Source organism: Streptomyces sp. NPDC056224 (genome assembly GCF_042267665.1).
Classification (GTDB): Bacteria; Actinomycetota; Actinomycetes; order Streptomycetales; family Streptomycetaceae; genus Streptomyces.
In genome coordinates, this window is sequence record NZ_JBHJTK010000074.1 from 1 (window position 1) to 21,082 (window position 21,082).

The 21,082-nt window shown below is 69.5% G+C and carries 8 protein-coding genes; all 8 read left to right on the plus strand.

Annotation, left to right across the window (positions count from 1 at the left end; all coding sequences use genetic code 11):
• Positions 1-375 precede the first annotated feature (375 nt).
• Complete coding sequence (locus tag ACFCZ1_RS37210; RefSeq protein WP_376682738.1) at positions 376-10,110, plus strand: EndoU domain-containing protein; 9,735 nt, start codon at positions 376-378, stop codon at positions 10,108-10,110.
• 425 nt (positions 10,111-10,535) lie between these two features.
• Positions 10,536-10,874 (plus strand): hypothetical protein, encoded by a 339-nt coding sequence (locus ACFCZ1_RS37215; RefSeq protein WP_376682739.1) that lies wholly within the window; start codon positions 10,536-10,538, stop codon positions 10,872-10,874.
• Between the two features lie 41 nt (positions 10,875-10,915).
• Entirely contained in the window at positions 10,916-11,239 is a 324-nt protein-coding gene (locus ACFCZ1_RS37220; RefSeq protein ID WP_376682745.1) for a WXG100 family type VII secretion target, read from the plus strand.
• A 567-nt stretch (positions 11,240-11,806) separates the two neighbouring features.
• The gene (locus tag ACFCZ1_RS37225) at positions 11,807-12,259 is read left to right on the plus strand and encodes a type VII secretion system-associated protein (RefSeq protein WP_376682740.1); all 453 of its coding nucleotides are present in this window, start codon (positions 11,807-11,809) and stop codon (positions 12,257-12,259) included.
• Between the two features lie 51 nt (positions 12,260-12,310).
• The gene (locus tag ACFCZ1_RS37230) at positions 12,311-15,493 is read left to right on the plus strand and encodes an AAWKG family protein (protein ID WP_376682741.1); all 3,183 of its coding nucleotides are present in this window, start codon (positions 12,311-12,313) and stop codon (positions 15,491-15,493) included.
• A complete protein-coding gene (locus ACFCZ1_RS37235) occupies positions 15,490-16,002 on the plus strand; it encodes a YbaB/EbfC family nucleoid-associated protein (protein ID WP_376682742.1) in 513 nt (170 codons plus the stop codon). Before ACFCZ1_RS37230 ends, ACFCZ1_RS37235 begins: the two co-directional genes overlap by 4 nt.
• On the plus strand, positions 15,995-16,351 hold the full coding sequence (locus ACFCZ1_RS37240) for a hypothetical protein (protein WP_376682743.1): 357 nt from the start codon (positions 15,995-15,997) through the stop codon (positions 16,349-16,351). The genes ACFCZ1_RS37235 and ACFCZ1_RS37240 overlap by 8 nt, the downstream gene beginning before the upstream one ends.
• Before the next feature lie 6 nt (positions 16,352-16,357).
• Positions 16,358-21,082 (plus strand): hypothetical protein (locus ACFCZ1_RS37245; protein ID WP_376682744.1); only part of this gene is annotated, 4,725 nt, incomplete at its 3' end.

A 21,082-nucleotide genomic window follows, 5' to 3' on the forward strand; every position in this document is an offset into this window, starting at 1 on the left:
GGGGCCCGTGAAGGTGAAACGGCGGCCGTCGCGCAGCCGCGGGCCGCAGCCGGCTCCGTGGTGGGCAACCGCACGGTGCACGAGATGGTGCACGACGCGCACCCTGCCGAGCACGCGCCCCTGGCCGCCCCGTCCTTCGCCGACACGGCCGCAGTGTCACCGGCCGTGCCGAAGCCGTCGGTCTTGGAGCCGTCGGTCTTGGAGCCGTCGACCTCGGAGGGGGCGGCGGAGGAGGCTCGGGAAGAGCAGGTCCTCCCTGGTGTGGATTCCTCCGCGTGGGATCGCCTGCACGGGTATGTGCGGGGCATCTGGGAGCGGATCAGCGCGCTGCCTGGGTCGGTGGCCGCCTGGGCTGGGCGCCTTTGGCAATCCGTCGTGGACTGGCTCTCGGGCTGGCGGGCGTCCGCCGACGCGGGCGAGCTCGACCGCGCCGAGGTGGAGCCGGACTACAGGCAACTGTGGGTCGGAACAGAACCCCCTGGGGGCGCGCTCGATATCAGGCGCTTCGAGGCGCGGCGGTACCAGCTGCCGACAGGTGAGTTCGAGAGTCGCGCGCTGGTCCGCGTGTTCCTCCGGCGGGAAGACGGCGAGCCCATCACCGGCGAGTCGTTGACCGCGCTGGAGCAGCGGGCCCAAGAAGGTGTCGACGAGCGGTACAACGGCGGCTTGCGTCTTCCCAACGGGGACTTGTTCCGGGTCGACCTGGAGTTCGTCACCATCGCCCGGGACGCTCATCACATCGTCACGGTGCACGCCGAGTACGCGCGGGCAGACCACCTGAACTGGGGGCTCACCACCGAAGCCCACATCCTTGCCCATGAGGTAGGGCATTTGCTGGGTCTGGAAGACGAGTACCGCGAGAGCACAGCGTACGGCGGGCGCGCGGTGTACCAGGACGAGTCCCTGATGGGCGCCCTCAATGTGGATTACCGGGGACGCCCGTTCGTGGACTCGGACCAAATTGTCCACTCGCGGGGCGGCGGCCGGCACCGGATGCGGATTACCCCCCGTCATCTGCGCCAGTTCGGTTCGGCCTTCGAGGCCGCTCTGGGGACGGCGCGTCTGCGGACCGACGGTCAGACGGTGTTCTCCACCGCCGACACGCTCCGGCCGAGAGCGGACGGGCTGCCGACCCGTGCGCACTTCTCCCTGGACACCCGGCGAGCCGTGCTGTACGGGGAGCCCCGCACGGGGGGCGGCGGTCACCTGCCGCCCAGCGCCTTGTCGGATCGTCCCCGGCCGGTCGCGCTGGAGGGGACGGTCAACCCCAACGGGACCTACCGTGCCGAGTATCCGGGGCTTCGCGTGCGGCTGGAACTCGCGGACCGCTCGCACCCTGTCGCGGGCGACCTGCACGTCCGGTCGAGACCACCGGGACAGATGATGTTTCCCGCCCACTGGACCGAGGATGACGCCGTCTACGCCGCAGAGCAGGCCTACCTGCATGCCCTGCGGGAAGGCCGCGTCCTCCTCCCCGTCGCGGGCAGGCCCGGCGTCTACGTCTGGACCGGAGAGTACGACGGAGTGCGTATCACGGGGGAACTCAGCGCAGTCCGGCCGCGCGTGGCCTTGTTCCGTGACCGCGCCGACGAAGACGACCGCGAAATAGTGGGCCTGAGGGCTGGGGACAACGGCATCTTCACCGGCTTCCGTCCCTCCGACGATCAGCCTGACACGCCCGGCCCCGCCCACGCGTCACCCCCGTCACCGGCAGCCCAACAGCAGAGCGGCCCCGCCTTCAGCCGCCGGGTCGAGGACGTGGCCTGGTACGGCGACCGCCGCTCCCGCACCGGCGCCTACCACGAGCCCAAGATAGGGCTCACGAAACTGGCGAGTCACTACGGCCTGAGGATCATCCCCGTCCGGACACACGACAACGGCACCTACGAGGCCGACGTCTTGTTCCTCCACCCCGCACTGCGCCCGGGAGGGGATGAGGCGCGCAATCTGCTCAACTGGGATCAGCACCAGGACGGGGACCAGCACGTCATGTTCCCCAAAACGTGGAGACCGGACCAGTTGCAGACCGCCGTTGACCAGGCGCACACCGCGGCCATCGCCGCGACCACGGTCCGGGAGGTGGACGACCGCGGCACCTACCACTGGGTCGGCGATGCAGAGGAGGTCCGTATCGAGGGTCTGGTGCGGGACGGCCATCATGTCGCCTGCCGGCCCACGCAGATGCAGCCGTTCAGCCGCTGGCCCGACCGCGAGCCGCTCGGCGAGGCGGTCGGCGAGGCGGCCGGCTCGCCGGTCTCGCTCACCCGCGAGGAGCCGGTCCCCGCTTTCGCCGTCCGGCGTGTGCTGTTCGACAACGGGCAGCAGGGTCTCGACCTCGTGAAGCGGATCCACCTGGCCATCGCGGACGGCGTCGACGCCACCTCGGTTGGCGAGGTCTGGAGCCGACTGCAGAAGATGTGGACCGCCGGCTACAGCCGCTTCGCGCGCGGACCGCGGACGGACGGAGCGCTGGTCCGTCTGTCCTTGGCCCGTGTCACGAGTTCCGAGGAAGCGCACCACTCATTCCACATCCATGACCTGGACACGCTGCCGGATGCCATCGTCGACGTGCTGCCGGACGTCGACCAGCTGCGAAGCCTCACGGGGGATCTGCTGGACAGCGCGGCGCCGACGGCCGACGCATGGCAGTGGTCCGCCGGTACCGACGAGGCGGACCTGCAACGGGCCCTCGACCTCCTCGACCTGGCGGACCCCTTCAGCCGGCCCACTACGCTGCGCGAACCCGACCCGGCGGACTCAGGCATGTGGCCACGGGTCTCGCCCTTCGAATCCGAGAGCGGGGCCGAGGAGCGTGCCGAAAGCGGCCCGGATGATGGCAGTGAGCGGCGCCATGCCGTGGGGCCGATGGAGTCCGAGCTCAACGTGCACCGGCCGCCGCGCATCGACCGTTCCCCACGGAGGCCTTTCCTCCCGTCCGCTCCCGCCGCGCCTTCCGCCGACACGGCCGCGGTGTCACCGGCCGGGCCGGACGCGTCGGGCGCCGGTCCCGAGGTGCAGCCGGACGACAGCGGGCTGGCGCGTACCGACGAGGCGGACCCGCAACGGGCCCGCGACCTCCTCGACCTGGCGGACCCCTCCAGCCTGCCCAGTACGCTGCGCGAACCCGACCCGGCGGACTCAGGCGCGGGGTCACGGGTCTCGCCCTTCGATTCGGAAGGTGACTCCGAAGCTGAATCCGGGGCTTGGTCCGAAGACGAGTCCGAGAGCGAGTCCGAGAAGGGTGCAGAAAGCGGCCCGGATGATGGCAGTGAGCGGCGGCATGCCGTGGGGCCGATGGAGTCCGAGCTCAACGTGCACCGGCCGCCGCGCATCGACCGTTCGGTGTTCTCGTCCTCGTCCTCGTCCTCGTCTTCGTCGGAGGACGGACCGGTGCGGTTCACCGACGGCAGTCGGCTGCCGGAGTACCTGACCACCGGTTACGGCACCGGTGAGGCCGAGGGCCGCACCTACGGCCACAGCCAGGTCACCCTGCGCGGTGCCGACATGGTCGTACAGGAGATCGGTGAGCGGCTCGGCGGCAGGTCCGCCCTGCCTGGCCTGAGCGAAATGCTGGACGATCTCCGGCAAGCGCTCGGCGCCTCCCCGCAGATCTTCCACGGTGACGGGTACGAATCCCCTTCTTTCGGAAACTCCCCCGCCCAGGTGCTGCGGGTGGTCACCCGACCGCATGGCAACTGGGAGCGCTTCACCGATCCGCATGAGGAACAGGTCAAAGTGGACGCGGGCCACCGCAGCCAGATCTCCATGGGTGCGGGACACACGGTGGGCACGAGGCGCGGGGCGGCAGCGGGCGTCACCGTCGGACCGCTGGGGGGCATAGGCGGGTTCGGCCGTCTCGGCGGAACCATGGACGTAGCCCGCTCGTACGAGTACGGCCTGCGGGACCAGACGCTCAGCCAGGTGGAGACCCGCATGGCGCAGAGATCGCGCCTGCACCTGGACGACGTGCGGTATGAGGTCTTTCTCAGCGGCGAGGCCGAGCCCATCGGTTCCTTTACCGTACGAAACGGGCTGATGGTACGACTGGCCGACAGCGAGACCTCACCTGCCGAACCCGGCCGTGTTCCGAACAGGATGACGCTCGGTGCGCGATCCGACTACCGGCTGGTGCACACCGAGGGCTATGGCCCGCTCAGGCCGCTGCGGGACCGGCTCGCGGCAGAGCTGGGTGCTGCTCCCGGCAGTGCGGCGTACGAGTACATCACCGCGTTCTTCAGTTCCGAGAACTTCCACCGGGCGGCGGATCGCCTCGCCAGGGGCGGCGTCGCGGCGGACCCTCTGTTCGGGGAGGACGGGGCGCCGCTGGGGGCGTTCGTCGTGGAAAGGGTGGTGCCCGGAGAGGCCGAGCTCCTCACCGAGAGCCGGGCCGCCGAGATGCGCAGCACCATCCAGCAGACGGTCAACAACGAAAGGTCACTGTCCAGGACCTCCTCCTGGGGAATGAACCTCACCGCCGGCCCGTCCATGGACTTCGGCTCCTGGGGCCGGCTGATGCTCGGCGCATCCGCCGGCCATGACCGCAGCACCACGCACAGCAGTACGTTCGGGGGCTCAGGAAGCCGCAAGGTCGTCGGCCGCGCCAAGAACGTGCCGACCGTCCTCTACCTGGTCCGCAAGACCGTCTACGTGCGCAGGAGCGGAGCCGGCGAGAGCATCCCGTTCGAGACCTGGAGTCTGGACCGGATGACGCACACAGAAGCTCGGCGTCTCGCCGGCTGGGACGACGGCACGACCCTGCGCGCCCGGAACGGCAACGCACCCCATGCCCCGGTCTACCTGACCGAGGAGAACCCCGTCGTGCTGGGGATGACCAGGCCCGAGGCCTTCACCTACGACAACGCCGACCTGGTGAGTACGGGGGGACGGCCGCAGGGCTGGCTGGAGGCCTTCTCCGACAAGGCGATCCGCGCCGCCGCCGAGACGTACCCAGGAGTACTGGCTCCCCTGGAGGAGTTCGGTGATCCGACCGACTCCCGCTGGCACGACCCGCAGCACTACAGCATGGCGCTGGCGAACACCTTGCGCGTGATGAACTCCCTGTCCCATCACAGCATCGCCGGCAACCTCGAGGTGCTCACCGCGACAGGGCTGTCGATCGGACTCGATGTCCCACCCGGCGTCCTCAGCCGTTCGCACCTTTCGCTCAGGATCCGGGGTGAGCTGACCGGTCGCCGCTATGAGGGGACGCAGAACGACCTCATCCTCCGCACCAGCGCCCCCGGCACGGAACGACTCGACGGCTCTCAGACCGTGACGCGCACCTCGGGCGCGGGTCTCGACGTCGCACTGCGCGGCATCGTCGGGCACGCCGCCCTCTCGGCCGGTCCCTCGTGGGCGCGGTCCCGGGGCCGGGAGACACAGCACGGGGCCACCGTCTCGTACGAGCCGCTGGCCGCCAGTTCCAGCCCTTCCCATCTGTACAGTTATCAGCTCGGACTCACCGCGGAGATCGAGAGCTTCTCGCGTTTCCGCACCGCGCCGAGGGCTCTCTCGCTGGGGATGCTGGGCGCACGCCCCCAGGAGAGCACGGACCTGGTAGGAGGCAGCGCGGGCGATCCGTTCCTGGGCCGGGTCGTGCTCGCCGTACCGGACGAGCACACGCCCCCCACCGACCCGCAGGCGGAGGTGGCGTCGGCCCGCGCGGAGCCCGGCGGCCTGGGGCGGGACATGTTCGGCGATCAGCCCCATCACACGCTCAGCGTCGGCTCGCCCACCGCACTCGCTCGCGCCGCCGAGGCGCTCATGGCGGGTCTGTCCGGCGGTTCCTGGCACTTCACGATGAGTGGGGCCGCCCCTCACGACGCCGTGGTGCGGTTCTTCCAGGCGCAATCCCTCACCGCAGGCTTCGATCAGGCATCCGGTCCCGCCGGCTCGCGGCTCTCCTTGTTCGCGGAAGGCTTCCTGCGGCACAGGGTGGGCGAACTGGTGCACCACATGCGGGTTTTCAACCTGCGCGTGAGGACCAAGCCCATCAGGATGGGCACGGAGCTCGCGGTCGGCGGCGACCTGCAGATGGCGGGGGTCATGACTTCCGCCAGGAGTTCCGGCCTGGGCATGACCGGCAGCGGCATGGGCGGGACCGAGCTGACGACACTCGCCGGCCTGCAGTACCGCAGCGGCAGCTCCCGCGCCGAAATGACGAGTGTGACCCGCACGGTCACCTGGGAGGTCAACCGTGACGACGGTGGCTACAAGGTCCTGGTGTCCGGTGACATCCAGCACGAAATCGCCGGCTCCGTCCGTCCCGAGGGGCTGCTCCGCCCTGCGCTTGCCCCCTTCTACCGTGACAGCCGGGGCAAGAGGCAGCTCACGGTCCCCTCGGGCTATCTCGGCCACGTGCCGGAGAAGTCCGCACACCGGCTCGGGCTCCTGAACGACGGGCTGGGTGAGGTGCCGCGCTACACGTCCCACGCGTGGGGACAGGCCAGGTGGTGGCACGACCACCCCTTCGCGTCGTATCCCGTCAACTCTCTGGACACCACCGCGGTGCTGGCCCGCTTCGACGATCAGCTGCGGCAGTGGAAGGTCGACGACGCGGACCGTGAGCGAGTGCGGTCCCTGGTCACCCCGCGGGCCGTGCGGGCCCTGCGCGAGCAGATGGCCTCCACCGGCACGCCGGCACGCGCCCGGGTCGGCCGTTGGCTGGCGGGTGTCCGCGTCGGCAGCCGCACCGGCTCACTGCGGGTGGAGCTCATCGCCGAGGAGTCGCGATTCGACGGCGTTGGCCACGGGGTCGTCCTGGAAGACACCCGGACTTCCACCGTGACCGAGGCGGCGGGAGACTCCGCGGGCTTCTCCCGCATGTTCGGGGCGAACGTCGTGCAGGGGGTGGCAACCGCCTCCCCTGACGCGGTGCCGCGGCCGGGCGACCTCCAGGCCGTCCGGGCGACGCTCGACGGGGGGATCACGAGCACGGTGCTGAGGTCCCGCAGCCTCTCCCGCACGCGCACCAGAAGGGGCACCTTCTACGCGAGAGAGCCGCATGCCGAATACCTCACCCGTTACAGGCTGCGGCTGACCCTCGACACCGGAAACGGCAGACGGGTCTCCTCGGAGGACGCGGTGGGGACGCTGCGCGAGCAGGTGCCGCTGAGCATGACCGTCCCGGACCAGGGCGCCGGCCATGCGGACGATCCCCTCCGGCCGCCCACGGTGGACGCCCCGGCTCGTTCGGCCGTCCTGCTGGGACAGGAAGGAGCCACCGAGCGCGCCATCGACGCCTGGCGTTCCCTGCCGCTGCCCAACGGCACCCACGGGCCCTTCCAGCCGCCGTCCACCGGCTTCCAGGTCCGCCGGATCGTCGGCCGCGACACACTGCAGCAGGCTGCCGTCCTGGCTGTCGCCGAGGCCTACGGCAGGTCCGTGACCGCCGCCGGCGGCCCGCTCGAGCTGACCGCCGAGGAGCTGGACGTGGCCGCGGCGACGGCCGGCGACACCAGGCTGACCCGGCCCGGCACCGCCTCGGCGTTGGCCCTGGACAACGGAACCAGCGACGCCGCGCTGGCAGCCTTCTTCGAGGACAGCGGTACCGCTGGCGGTTATGTGGTCCCCGGGCTGAACGAGGAGGGCGGCGCCCACGGCCAGTACCGGCTCTACTCCAAGCCGGACCTCACCCGGGCCGTACTGCTGGCGGTGGTCCCGGACACCACCATGGAGAGCGCCGAGCGCGACACGGCGGCCCGGGGCACCACTGACTCCCGTACGAGCCGGTACGACTCGTCGCTCGGTGCGCAGACGGTGGTGTCCGTCGGCGAGCCCGGCTCGGTCGTCCCGTTCGGCTCCGTGACGGGCCCGAACGCGGCCGAGACCGACCGCCGCGTAAGCTCCGGCGCGCAGGGCGCCCAGCTCACCATCAAGCTGACCGGCCGCAGCTTCGTGTTCGCGATCCCGACCGCCTGGCTCGGCGTCGCCGATGTGGACCGGTCCCACCGCGTGTTCGGCCGCATCAGACGCATGCGGGCCGTCGAGACACAGACCCGGCTCATCGCCCTCGTTCGAGAGGACGTGGCCCGGGAGTGGGGTCTGGTCGACGACGGGAACTTCCCGCCCGCGGTCGCGGACGCATGGACGCAGGTGACCAAGGCGGGCAAGGCGTGGGCCGCCGCGGACGACGCCTACTGGACCAAGCGCCGCGCTCTGGCCGATCCGGAGGAGAGCACCCCGGAGACGGACAACAGCGAGTCGCTGGAGCCGCTGCTGCAGCGTGCCGAGGACGCGGCCGGCGAGTTCCACCGTGTGCGGGCGGAAACCGACCGGCTCACCCGCTGGCACCGGCTCCCCGCGGAGGCACACCGGCCCGGTGAGCCGCAGTCGCGCGCGGGCCTGCCCGAACCGCCGGCCGTGATGTTCACCGCGGGGGACACCGAGGTGAGCGCCGAGCACCCCGTATACGAGGTGCTGGAGGGAGAGCCCGGCGATCTCGGGCGGCTCATCTCGCCGCAGGGCGGCCTCTACACGCTGTACGACGTTCCCGCCGATGGTGACGGTTTCTTCCACGCTCTCGCCGAGGGACTGCACCACGCCGACCCCGGCCTGCTCGCGGAACGGGTGCAGGTGACGGATCGGCAGCAGATGGCCGGCAGTCTGCGACGTCTGCTCGCCGACGAGTTGAGCCGTCACGCCGACTTGCTGGAATTCACCTCGCCCGATACCAGGGACAGGTTCAGCGGCGACGAGCTGGGGGCAGGCAGGATAGCCCCGCTGAAGACGGTCCGGCTCAGTGAGCTGAAGCCCGCCACGATGGCCTTGAGCACGCCCGAGCGGCGCGAGTTCGCCGACTCCGGCCACATACCGCTGCACGCGGAGCTACCGGAGAAGCAGCGTGCCGGTCTCGCCCGGGAGCAGTTGCTGCGCGGAGGTGACGCGGACCGCGACGCGGGATGGGACCACGGCGCGGCCGACCTGCTGCCCGCGCTGGCCGCCCGTCACTTCGGCGTGCGCGTCACGGTGGTCGGCGCGGACGGGCGGTTCCAGGACTTCCTGCCCTCGCCCTCCGAGGCCGGGAACCCCGCCGAGGAGCAGCTGCCGCACATCATGCTGCACCTGAGCGACCGGCACTACCGGCCGGCCCTGCCCGCAGGCGACGCCCGGCGGCAGCCCGCACTCTTTCCGGCAGTGTCCCGGACCGCCGAGGGCGGCCCGGAAGCGGACGCCCCCGTATCCGGAACGCCTCATGGCCGGCCGCCGCGGCCCGCCTACGCCACGGCGCCGTGGGCAGCCGGTTCCGCCGCTTGGCGCACCACCCGGCGGGCCGGGACGACGGGCCTGACCGGACCGGACGGCACCGCCCACACCCTCCGTGAGCCGACGGGCGAGGGCAACGGCTTCTGGTCGGCCGTCACCACGGGGCTGGGGCCGCAGGGCGCCACTGAGGGAGCCCTCCTCACCGGCCCGCTTCCCGAAGGAGCCCGGCTGGACCGCGGGACACCGTTCACGGACGAGGAACTCGCCTTGGCGGGGCTCTCCGAGGAGGCGATCGAGTCCGTGCGCCGCCGACGGGCTGACGGCGGGCTCCCGCAGGATCTGGAACTCACCGCACGGCAGGAACGCGCCCTCGTCCAGCTGCAGTTGATCACCACGCGCGGCTGGAACGAAGCGACCGAGCGGGCAGCCGTCGCACAGGTGGCCTCCTCCGGTGTGAACGTGACCGTGGTCGGCGAGGACGGCACCTTCAGCAGCACCCGTACCCCCGGCGACGGATCGGGCAGGCCGGAACTGGTCCTGTACCGCAGGGGCAGAGAGTATCTGCTGGCCGAGCCGGTATCCGCGGACGACATCACGCGGCCCGCGCCCGCGGGCGACGACCCCGCGCCATCCCGGGCAGAGGAGACCCCCGAGCGGGATGGCCGCACGGAATCGGGCCGTCTGCTCGAGGCCCCGGAGGTGCTGGACACCCTGGTACGGCGCCATCACGTGGAAGGACTGCGCTACTCACAGTCGGTCAAGGTCACGTGGGACCTCGCGCCCGACACCGAACTGCCGCTGCGCGATCTCGCACTCACCCCGGCGGACCGTGCGAACCTGCTGCGCAGGCATCCGGACCTCTTCCCGTCATGGGCGGGGGAGGGTCTGGACCAGCTGACCAGCTGACCAGCTGACCAGCTGATCGGGTAGGAGCAAGGGGGCTTGCTGCTCCAGGCATCACATCCCGTCCGGCAGCGCCCAAGGGTACGCGGACTCGGACGTGGTGAGGCTGGCCGCCCTCGCCGCTGCCGTCCGTGCTGCGGTCGGGACCGGACCGGACCGGGCCCGGGCGCAGCCGCCGGCAGCGGCACCCCGACGATCGCGCCCGGTCACCGTCGCCTACCAGGACGGCCTCCGGTGCGCCGACACCGGGCCCTCGCCGCCTTTCGCCGGATGAGGGGTGGGACGGCCGACCTGGTGCGTTGCACGAAGGTGCAGAGATCGAGGGACCGACAGCTCAGATGTTCCTCAACGGCCAAGGGAATCAAGGACCTTCGGTCCTAGCATCGTGCCGATCCTCCCCAGCGATTCACTGACCAAGGAGCAAGCTCATGGCAGGCGGCGTGCAGCAGTCAAACGAACTGGCGACCCGGAATGGCATCCAGGCGCTGGAGATGGCCTACAGCGGCATCCTCAGGTGCCGTGTGGACGTCGACGGCATCGCCGGCCAGCTCGCCAAGAGTTACGGGGGCAACGACGGCAACAGGTTCCGGGATCTGCTGCACAACTGGGACGGGCAGGCCAACGTCATCCTCAAGAACCTCGAGTCGATGGTCGAGGCGCTCAACCTGAGCCTGAAGCACCACAACATGACCCAGGGTGCGGCCGACGAGGCCATCAACCAGGCGTACAGCCAGTCCCAGTCGGCGTTCGACGCCCTGCGCGGCTGATCCGCCCCCTCCGGCCCCCGTACGACACGAGAAGAGGTCTTCTGATGTCCGATCTGACCGACGGTTACATCCACGTCGAATACAGCGGCGTGAACAACGCCATCGACGACATGGTCCTCCAGACCAAGGCGATCGCCACCACCCTGTCCAACCTTGAGGCGGAACTCGGCCAGCTCAGGAAGACGTGGTTCGGCGAAGACGCCCGGACCTACGAAGGGAAGCAGGCCGCCTGGGACAACGCGGTCCTCGCGATGGAGCGGATGCTCACGTCCAACGCCAGCCTGCTGGACACCATCGGGGGCAACTACAAGTACAGCGAGGCCTCGCTGTCCGCGATGTGGGCAGACGTCACGATCGGCCGCTGAACGGCGGACCGGGCCATTGCTGTGTGCCGTCGGCCAGACCGCGAGACGGCACACGGCGGACCAGCGGGGAAGCGTGACGACGACCGGTTCCCCCGGCGACCGGAGTACTCACAGCGGTGAGGGACCGGTACGCACCGACTCGGCTTCAGCGAGGACCCGAGTCCGGTGAAGCACCGCCGGACCCGGCCGCGAGTCCCCCCGGAGAACACCGGCATTCGCCAACCCCGCCACGGCCGGCCGCTCCTCTCGGGCGCCACCACCTCCGCCACGGTCCGGCGAATCCTGCCCGAGAAAGTCGCGGGGCGGAGCCATCCGCGTCGCCCGTCGCCGAGTAAGGGCCGGTGACGGCGCGGTGTACGAAGGGGCAGGGTCCGAGGGATCAACGCGGGGTGGCCGGGCTTCCGCGACGGACACCATCCGCGATCACAAATGCAGCGAGAACTCGTTGTCCCAGGCGGGGGCGCCGCGGTCGCCATCGGTCGCCGAGCGGCGGCAGCGGCCCCTTCGCTTCGCCGTGTGCCGACCGGCACGCGTCCTACGGCACCCGGCAGATTCAGGAGGAATACGGTGGCAGATCTGACCCACCTCGACGCCAAGGGCCTGCAGTCCTTCGTCGACAACGACGTGGCCGACTTCATCAAGGAGCTCAAGGGCATCCGCCAGGACGCACCCAACGGCAAGGCGCTCAGAAGCGCCATCGTGGGCAAGGTCACCGACGCCGGCGATCTGGGGCACAACAAGTTCCTGGTCATCGGCGGCATGGCCACCGAGTCCGAGCCGAGCGGCAAGGTCCTGCTCGATGCGATCACCAGCGGTGCGAAGGCCATCGACGACGTCCTCGTCGCGCAGCTGTCCCTGTTCAAGCACCTCGACGCCAACCTGACGGAGACCATCAAAACGCTGTTGAAGACGCAGGGTGACTCCCTGACCGGCATCGGCGCGGAGAAACTCCTCGGTATCTTCTCGGATGTCGGCGGTGGCCCGGGGTCGACGGCCAGGCCAGGCGCTTCCGCACCCTAGAGCGGCACAAGCCCCCTACCCCTCCCTTCCTACCTCGCGGAGCGCACTGCTGTGGCTGACACCGACTACTGGGCCAAGGTGGTAAAGCAGTTCACCGGATATCCCGTACCCAGCAGAGAGACGCTCTTCAAGAAGGGCGCCGAAGAGACCCCGCAGATCCCGCTCTTCGGGCTGGAGCTCCATCCCACCACCGAAATCCAGGCGGTGAATCTCAATGAAATCGGTTGGAACAGAAGCAAAAGCGATGAATACGGCCTGACGTTCTACACGACCGAGCGAGGGGATGGCGCACACAGGGGCGTGGCCATGGTGCGAGCAAAGATCCACTTGGCCGCCGCCCCCCGGGACGCGAGCGTCGGAGGAGTGCTCGACACCCGCATGCGTTCAACCGAGACCGCGCTGGCGCAGTACATCTGGGGCAGCAAGGCCGCGCTCGATCGGCTGTACTCCCAGCACACTACCGAGGGGTTCGATCGGAACGGGCTGATTGTGTCGGCGAGTGACGTCGTCGACCTCAAGTCGTTCGACCGCATGGCAAGGGCGTTCGACCGGACGAAGAGGTTCTTCGAAGTCCAGGCCGACACGTTGAAGCAGTGGGAGAAGTCCTTCGGCGCCGAGCAGTCCTCGTGGAAGGGGCAGGCGGCCCAGGTGTTCAGGGATCTGGTAGTCCAGATGCACAGGAACTACGAGAGCTACCTCACCCAGCTCGGAGGCAGGAACTACGCACCCGTACACGTCCCCATCCACGGCGACCCGGCCAGCTCCCGTCTCGGTGACGCGGTGATAGGAGCCCAGCAGGACGTGATCCGCAACGTCCGCTACCTCAGGGGCGCTTGGGACAGGTGGGCTGCCGACGGAAAGCACATCCCGCACGAGTGGTTCCTGGAAGAGCTGGAGAAGCTGCAGCGATGGCTGTTCCAGAACAACATCACACAGGTCCTCGCGGCGGAGGAACGCGACGACGACGGCGAAAAATATACCCAGTACAGCACCACCGCTGCCTTCCGGCAGAACTACCCGGGCTACGGGGACCTGTCCAACCCCGCGACCTGGACGAAGATCGGTGACGCGGCGATCCAGCGGTGGAGCACGCACGCCGAGGCCGCGATCGCCCAGCATGCCAAGAGCGCGCTGAGCAACCTCAACAACCACTGGCTGGACGCCGCGACCGCGTTCGACGAACCGCTCCAGACCAAGGGCACCAGCTCACCCTCGCAGTCCTGGCAGCAAAGCCAGGCCCAGGCCCTTGGCGTCACCGCCCAGGGCCTCAACGGAGCACTTGACGGCGCGCGCGGCGCCATCAGCGGCCTGAACGGCAATACCATCGGCCAGAGCGGCCTCGGCGTCGCCGGGCTGGAACAGAGAGCCCGCAACCTGAACGCCGTCCTCGACGGGCTCGGCGCGGATCCGGCCACGAAGGGGAACCTCCCGAACAGCCGGAACGGCGCCTCTTCCGACACAGGCAGGTCCGCTGACACCAGCGGGTTCACCGACACTCTTGGCCTCCGGTCCCTCGCGGCGCTGAACAGCATCCCGGCCGGCGCCATGGTGCCCCGCCCGGACTTCGGCACGACCGGCACCGACAGCCTCACGAATCCGGGCGGCGGTTCGACGACCCGCACCACCGACGGGTCACTGGCCACGTCCTATCCCGACGGCGCCCTCGGCCTCCTCAACCCGGCGACCGGGCTGCTGACCACGACCTCCAAGGACGGCAAGACCGCGAAGACCATCCTGGCTCCGGGAGTGGCGGTGACCAACCCGGACGGCAGTATGTCGACGCTGAAGCCGGACGGTTCGGTGGACACGACGTTCGCGGACGGGACCGTCCAGAGCATCGGGTCCGACGGGACCGTCTCCACCACCCGGCCGGACGGTTCGGTCACCACCACGCAGCTGAACCCGGCGGCGGGCAGTTTCTCCACGCCTGGCGGCGGTAACGCCCGCCTCAACGCGGACGGTTCGCTGTCCACGTTGTTTCCGGGTGGTGTCACGGAGACGGTCGACCCCAGGACCGGCACGGTCACCACGACCTCGCCGGACGGGACGACGAGCACCAGCTTGCTGAACCGGGGGGCGGAGTTCGCCAATCCGGACGGCAGTATCACGACCTTGGGCCGGGACGGTTCGCTGTCCACGGTGTTTCCGGACGGTACGACTCAGACGGTCGGTTCCGACGGAGCCCTCACGACCACCCGGCCGGACGGTTCGGTCACCACCACTCAGTTGAACCCGGCGGCGGGCAGTTTCTCCACGCCTGGCGGCGGTAACGCCCGCCTCAACGCGGACGGTTCGCTGTCCACGTTGTTTCCGGGTGGTGTCACGGAGACGGTCGACCCCAGGACCGGCACGGTCACCACGACCTCGCCGGACGGGACGACGAGCACCAGCTTGCTGAACCGGGGGGCGGAGTTCGCCAATCCGGACGGCAGTATCACGACCTTGGGCCGGGACGGTTCGCTGTCCACGGTGTTTCCGGACGGTACGACTCAGACGGTCGGTTCCGACGGAGCCCTCACGACCACCCGGCCGGACGGTTCGGTCACCACCACGCAGCTGAACCCGGCGGCGAATGCCTTCACCCCGAGCGGCGGCCGCAGCGTGCCGGAGCTGCCCGACCCCTACTCCTTCCAGCCCGGTGAGGCCGCGGTCAACTCCGGCGTCTCCGGCTTCTCCTCGCTCAACTCCGGGGGACTCGAATCCTCCTCGCTCGACTCGACCACTGTCCCTGCCGCCGCCGGGGCCAGCTCCTACGAGGAGTACGACAGCACTCCCTACAGCGGGGGCTCGCTCCGCGCACCCGCCGCCGAATCCACCGACTCCGCGGCGAGTGCGGCCGGCGGCGGAGTACCGCTGAACCCCATGGCGATGGGCGGCATGGGGGGCATGGGCATGGGCATGGGTGGCATGGGCATGGGCGGCATGGGCGGGGGCGGTGGGGGCGGATCGAACAGCGAACGGGTCCGCAATGTGCTGAGCGACAACGACGGAGCCGCGCTGCGCAGGTCGAGGACGCGCACGGCAAGGGCCGACGAGGAAGAGGACGTGGTCTTCACCCGGGGTGGACGCCCCGTCGCCACGTCCTCCACGCCATATCTCCCAGCGGGCACCCCGAGCGGTCAGGGCGGCCAGTCCACCGAATCCGGCGACCGCCGGCGGGTCAGCTGGGTGCAGGAGGAGGAAGACGTGTGGGGCAAGGACGAAGGAGGAGCTCCGGCGGTGATCGGAAGATGAACAACGGCAACAGCGAAGGCGACAGCAGGACTCAGCAGTCGGCGGCGCCCCTGGCGTCGATCGAGGAGAGACTGGCGCAGGCAGTGGCCGAACTCGAAGCGACCCAGGAGGCAGTCGCCAGGGCCGAGGCGGAACTGCGCGAAGCGTCCTTCACCGTACGCTCCCGCGATCGCGCGGTGGAGGTCACGGTGGGCCACCAGGGCGAGTTGACGGCACTGAGATTCCTGGAAGGCAAGTACCGCACCATGTCGGCGGGCGAACTCGCCGCCAGCGTCCTGGAAGCCGCGGAACGCGCCCGGACACAGATGTCGCAGCAGGTGATGGAGACGTTTCAGCCCTTCACGCTGCCCAGCACGGCAGTGCCCGAGCTGACCGGGGTGGACATCGACTGGACCACGATATTCGGGCCCTCCGTCCTGGAGGAGCCGCACACCGCAGTCGGCCACCACACCAGGAACCGGCTGCGTGACGAGATCGGCGAGGACATGGAGGACGAGCACGATGTCTGACCGCAACGCCTACATCGCGAACGCGTCCGAGGTCCGGAGCACGGCCGACCTCATCGACAAGATCGCCGCTGTCTCCCGGTCCATTGTGGACGGCTTCGCCGCCGCGTCGAGCAGCACCCACGGCTGGGAAGGTGACGACAGCTACGGTCGGTCGCTGCGCCCGCAGCTTGCCAACGAGCACGATACGACGCTGCGCACCGGGCAGGCGGTGACCGCGGCGGTCACCGCGATCGCCGACGGCAGCCTCGCGAACGCCGGCAACATCCTCTCCACCCAGGGCGCGAACCTGGACTCCATCAGTCGGTCGGCGGGCCGGACCGCCACCGATGACACCGCAAGGAAGCACTGATCTCTCATGGCGATCCAGGCCCCGGGGCACGTCAATGACATGCTGTTCGTCTTGGTCGGCGAGAAGCTGATTGAGGCTAATGAGGACCTGGCTCATGGGAGTCACAAGCCGTTTCGGCAGATGAGCAGGGAGCTCCGGGAGTTGTCGGAGCTGACGGAGGAATCGATTGTCCGTGCTCGTAATGCGCTGCCGCCTCGGGTGGGGGACGATTACGCGCGGGCGATGAGTCCGTTCGTGGGTGAGGATGGCCATCTCAAGCAGTTCGCGGGGCAGTTGGATGTTGTCGCGGACGGTCGGGTCAAGACTTCGTATCAGGTGATGGAAGCGAAGTGGCAGATTCTGGCCGAGGTGATCCGGCTGATGATGGAGTTGCTGGCTGTTTTCGCGTTGTCGGTGTTCAGTGCCGGGGCGGCTGCGGGCCGGGCTGCGGTGGCCAGGGCGCGTAGCCGTGTGGTGGTGCTGACGGTGATGGACAGGCTGTTCAAGAGCATGCACGCGCTGCCTGTTTTGAGTGAGGCGTTCGAGGAGGCCTTCCAGTCGTTCGCGGTCCGGCTGGGGATGATCGCGTTCACGTCTGGTGAGTTCAGTCCGAAGGGTTTCGACTGGACGCAGATCGCGCAGGACGCGGCGACGGGTGCGTTCATGGGGGCGTTCTTCCCGGTCATCGCGAAGGGCAGCCAGGGGACTTTCGCCGCGATCCGGGGTGGTCTGGGGCGGGGTGCTGTGGTCAAGGACGTCGCGGGTGATGTCTCCTCGAAGGTCGGGGCTGCGGTGGATCGGGCGGGTGTGAACCATGTGCCCGGCGGTAAGGGCGGTGCGGGGGACGTCGCGGTGGCGGGGCGTGGGTATCAGCGTCCTGGGGTGGTGAGTGGGTTCCTGGCCGAGGGTGGTTCGGAGTCTTTGGCCGAGGTGTTGAGCGGTGGGCTCTTCCACGGCAATTGGAGTTCTTCTGACGCGACGTTCTTCGGTGCGGGTATCAGTGGTCAGGTCACGCAGAAGCTTCACAGTGGTGCGGTGGCTTCGGGGACGTGGATCAACACGACGTTCTCGGTGCAGGGCCCGTCTGTCGCAGAGGGTGTGGCGGACACCGGCCCGGCCCCGGACACCGCGGATACGGCGGATGCCGGGCAGGAGCGGGCCGGGCAGGGCGTGTCTGGTGCCTTCGCGCCCGGTGTCCGTGATGGCGGGGGCGGCGGGCAGGTGACCGGTCCGGCATTGGCTCCGCGGGCCGCGACCGTGAGCAGTTCGGACACGGGACGCTCCGACCAGGTCGCCGTTGCGGGTGCTGTTCCGGCCCCCGTGGTGGGCCTGGGTGACGCGCATCGGGGTGTTGCCGCACCGGGCGCCCTTGAGGCTGCTGTAGTACCTGGCGCTGATGATGTGTCGTCCGGCGCGGCCGTGGTGGGCCCGGTGGCTGGTGAAACCACCGCTGGGGCGTCGGTTCCGCGATCCACGGTGAGTACGGCAGGCAGTGTGCCGGACACCCGCACCGGGCAGGCCGGTTCTACGGTTGGAGCGGAGGACGCCGGTGCGGTTCAGGCCGCGACGGCGGGGGCTGCTTCCGCCCCGGCTGCCGAGGCCGCTATGACTGCCGGGCCGCGATCCGGCATGGGACTGGACTCGTCTGCTCCGTCGCGGCTTGCGCAGACCACCTCAAGTGACCTGACGCCAGATCATGGGAGGCGTGGGGAGCAGGACTTGGTGGTCGCGGGCGGGCGGGCCGGGGAGTCGGCGCGGTCGGTGGAGGCGGCCGCGGCGTCATCGACCCACTCGCGCTTTGTCCTCGCTGATCCGGTGGACCAGGAGGTGGCGGTTTCTGCGGAGGTGGTGGCGGACCGGTCCGCGACTGTTTCCGGGCAGGCCCCTGGGCAGGTTCCGGATGTCGCGGGAACGGCGAATCAGCCGTCGGTTTTCCCGGGGCGGGGTCTGGTGGAGGGGCAGTTCTCTGCCGCTGCGGTACCTCGTTCGGACACGGTCGTCCCGGGTTCCGCCTCGGCTGTCTCTGGGGACGCGGTGACAGGCGAGGCCGGTGTGGAGACGGGCGTGAGGGCGGCGGTTCAGCAGTCGGGGGAGCCGGCCGGGGTGGTGAGCGAGTTCGCGAGGGCTGTTCCGTTTCAGGGTGTGGCCGTGCCTCCGGCGGTCGCCTCGCAAACGGTCAGCCCGGCTGCGATGCCTGGCCGTAACCAAGCGGACGGGGCCTCGGGTCAGTCGGCCGATCAGGCCTCCGTTTCTGGCCGGACGGCAGGTCAGCTGTCTTCGTCCCCCGGCCGGATCTCCACTGAGTCCGGCGGCACGACTACGCGACACAACGAGTACAACGCGCAGGACGGGCAGGCCGCGCAGGACGGGCAGGAGGAGGCTCGGCGGCCGGGTCGATTCGGCACGGTGTCCGGTTCTTCTGCCGGTGTCGGTTCGATGGATACGGCTGTTCAGGGCCGGAATGGTGTCGATGCGGTGTGGTCCGCCGACTCGGCTTCTGCGTCGGCCGGGGCTGTGGGCGAATCCGTGGTGAGTGGTGTTGCGGGCGGCTTCGGCGTGGGTGCTGAGCAGGCGTTGCTGGGGTCGGGCCAGGCGGATTCGGACCGGTGGATTCCGTATGGTCCGGTTCGGTCTGGGGTGAAGGTGCGGTACTTGCTGGACCGGCTTCCGGTGGGGCCGGGGGATGGTTCGGTGGCTGACCTGCTGGGTGTTGGTGTGGCGGAGGTGGATGGGTTCCGCAGGGGTGTGAGGGTGCCGTCGGAGGCCGTCGGTGAGCGGATCGACGCGGTGTGGCGGCTGCTGCAGGCAGGGCGTACCGGTCTGACCTCGGCCGATGTGGATGATGTCGTGAACGCCGGGGGTGCTGTGTCCGGTCCCGCGGCCGGCGTCGGGGTGTCGGGCCGGGTCGGGGGGATGTCGGAGGTGGCGCCCGCTGTGGACTACCGCGCGGGGGGCAGGGACCTGGACCCGGAGGTGGGCCTGGGTGAGGGCGCGGGTGAGGGCGTGGAGGGTCTGAACGCGGAAGATTTGGCGTTCTTGTCCTTGGCGCTGGAGTCGGATGCCTCGGAGTCGTCCGGGGCGGACTCGGTGGCGTTGGATGCGGTGGGTTCGGGGCTGGATGCGGATGAGTCGGCGTTCTTGTCCTCGGTGGTGGGGGCGGATTCTGACTCGGAGTCTGTGGTGGAGCCGGTGGCGTGGGATGAAGTGGGCGCGGACCTGGATGCGGATGAGTTGGAGTTCGTGTCCGAGGCCGTGGGCGAGGACCCGGACGTGGAGTCGGGGGTGGAGTTGTCGGGGGGTGAGGGAGCCGGTGGCGTGGAGGGGGCGTTGTCTTCGGGGGATGCCTCTGTTGTGGGTGCTTCGTTTGTGGATGACGGCGGTTCTCGGGGCGGGTTCGCTGCCGGTGGTGGCCGTGGTGAGGCGGATACGGATGTAGTGGCGGCCCCGGGCGTGAAGCGTCGCCGGCTGAACGGTGGGCGGCCGGTCGTGGTGGAGCCGGATGCTGCCGCGGCCGGCGCTGCGCGGGACGGGGGTCCTGCCAGGTCGCTTCTTCAGTTGAAGTTGGAGCGGGTGCGGGACGCTCTGGGGTCGGTCGATGGTGTGGACCCGGTCGAGAGGCTGGCCGAGGTGCTGCAGATCCCTACACGCCGGATGCGGGGCATGTTGAGGAGCGACACGAATCAGTCCGGCGTGCCTATGGACTTCCTTGAACGGATCAATGCGGCCTTCGGCCTGCACAGCGAGGGGGCCGCGGTTACCGCGGAGGGGGTGGACGAGCGCGTCCGTGCCCGCTGGACTCCTGTCCAGGCCACGATGGTGTACCTGATGGAGCAGGCGAGAGTACCCGGCAGAACAGCCGAGGGACTGCGGTTGTCCGACCTGCTCCGTGGCGGGAGCTCAGAGGTGTACGAGTTCCGATGGGGCGTGAGCATGCCGACCATGAGGGTCGGTGACAGGATCAATGCGCTCAAGCGTCTGTTCGAGGCGGGAGAGTCCGGGGTGACCCCCGACCGGGTGGACGCCGAGGTCGCCGGGTCTCGCGCGGATGAGGTGGGCTTCGCGGGCAAGCTGGCCTATCTGCAAAAGAAACTGGGGGGACCGCGGGCTCTGGTTGCTGAGATCAAAGCCTCAGACGCCACGCTCCGCATTTCGATCAGGTCGCTGGTCAGTTGGGCGGACCCGGACTATGGCGCGAACCCGCCGATGGATGTCGTCGAACGGGTGGACGAGCTGTACAAGTTGTACCGGGAACTGGACGACGTGGCTGAGATGGCCGGGCTTCCCATGGGCGGCAAGCTGAGTCCGGTTCAGGTCAAGGCAGTGCGTCTGCGGGAAAGCTTGGGGGATGAAGAGCTGTTTCGATTGCTGGAGGTGAGCGCGGAGGAGGTTTCGTCCATCCTCCGCGCCGGGGTGAGGGCTCCGGACGCGGAGGTCGTCGAGCGGATCGATGCGGCGTACGACCTGTTCGAGGAGGGGGCCGTGGTTACCGCGGAGGCGGTGGACGGGCGCGTTCGTTCCCGTTGGACTCCTCTCCAGGGAACGATGGTGTCCCTGCTGGACAGTGTGGGAGGGTCCGAGCCCCTGTCAGACCTGCTCGGTGTCGCCACTTCATCGGTGCGGTATATGCGATCGGGCGTCCGGCAGCCGCGGAAGAAGGTCGGCGACCGGATCAGGGCCCTGGAGCGCCTGCTCAGCGCGAGAGTCGGGGGCCCCCTCCCGACGCGTGCCGAGGTGTCCGCCGCTGTCGCCGCT

Coding starts and splice junctions, on each gene's coding strand:
- ACFCZ1_RS37240 (WP_376682743.1), top strand. CDS start 15,995: ATGTCTGACCGCAACGCCTACATCGCGAACGCGTCCGAGGTCCGGAGC.
- ACFCZ1_RS37215 (WP_376682739.1), top strand. CDS start 10,536: ATGGCAGGCGGCGTGCAGCAGTCAAACGAACTGGCGACCCGGAATGGC.
- ACFCZ1_RS37235 (WP_376682742.1), top strand. CDS start 15,490: ATGAACAACGGCAACAGCGAAGGCGACAGCAGGACTCAGCAGTCGGCG.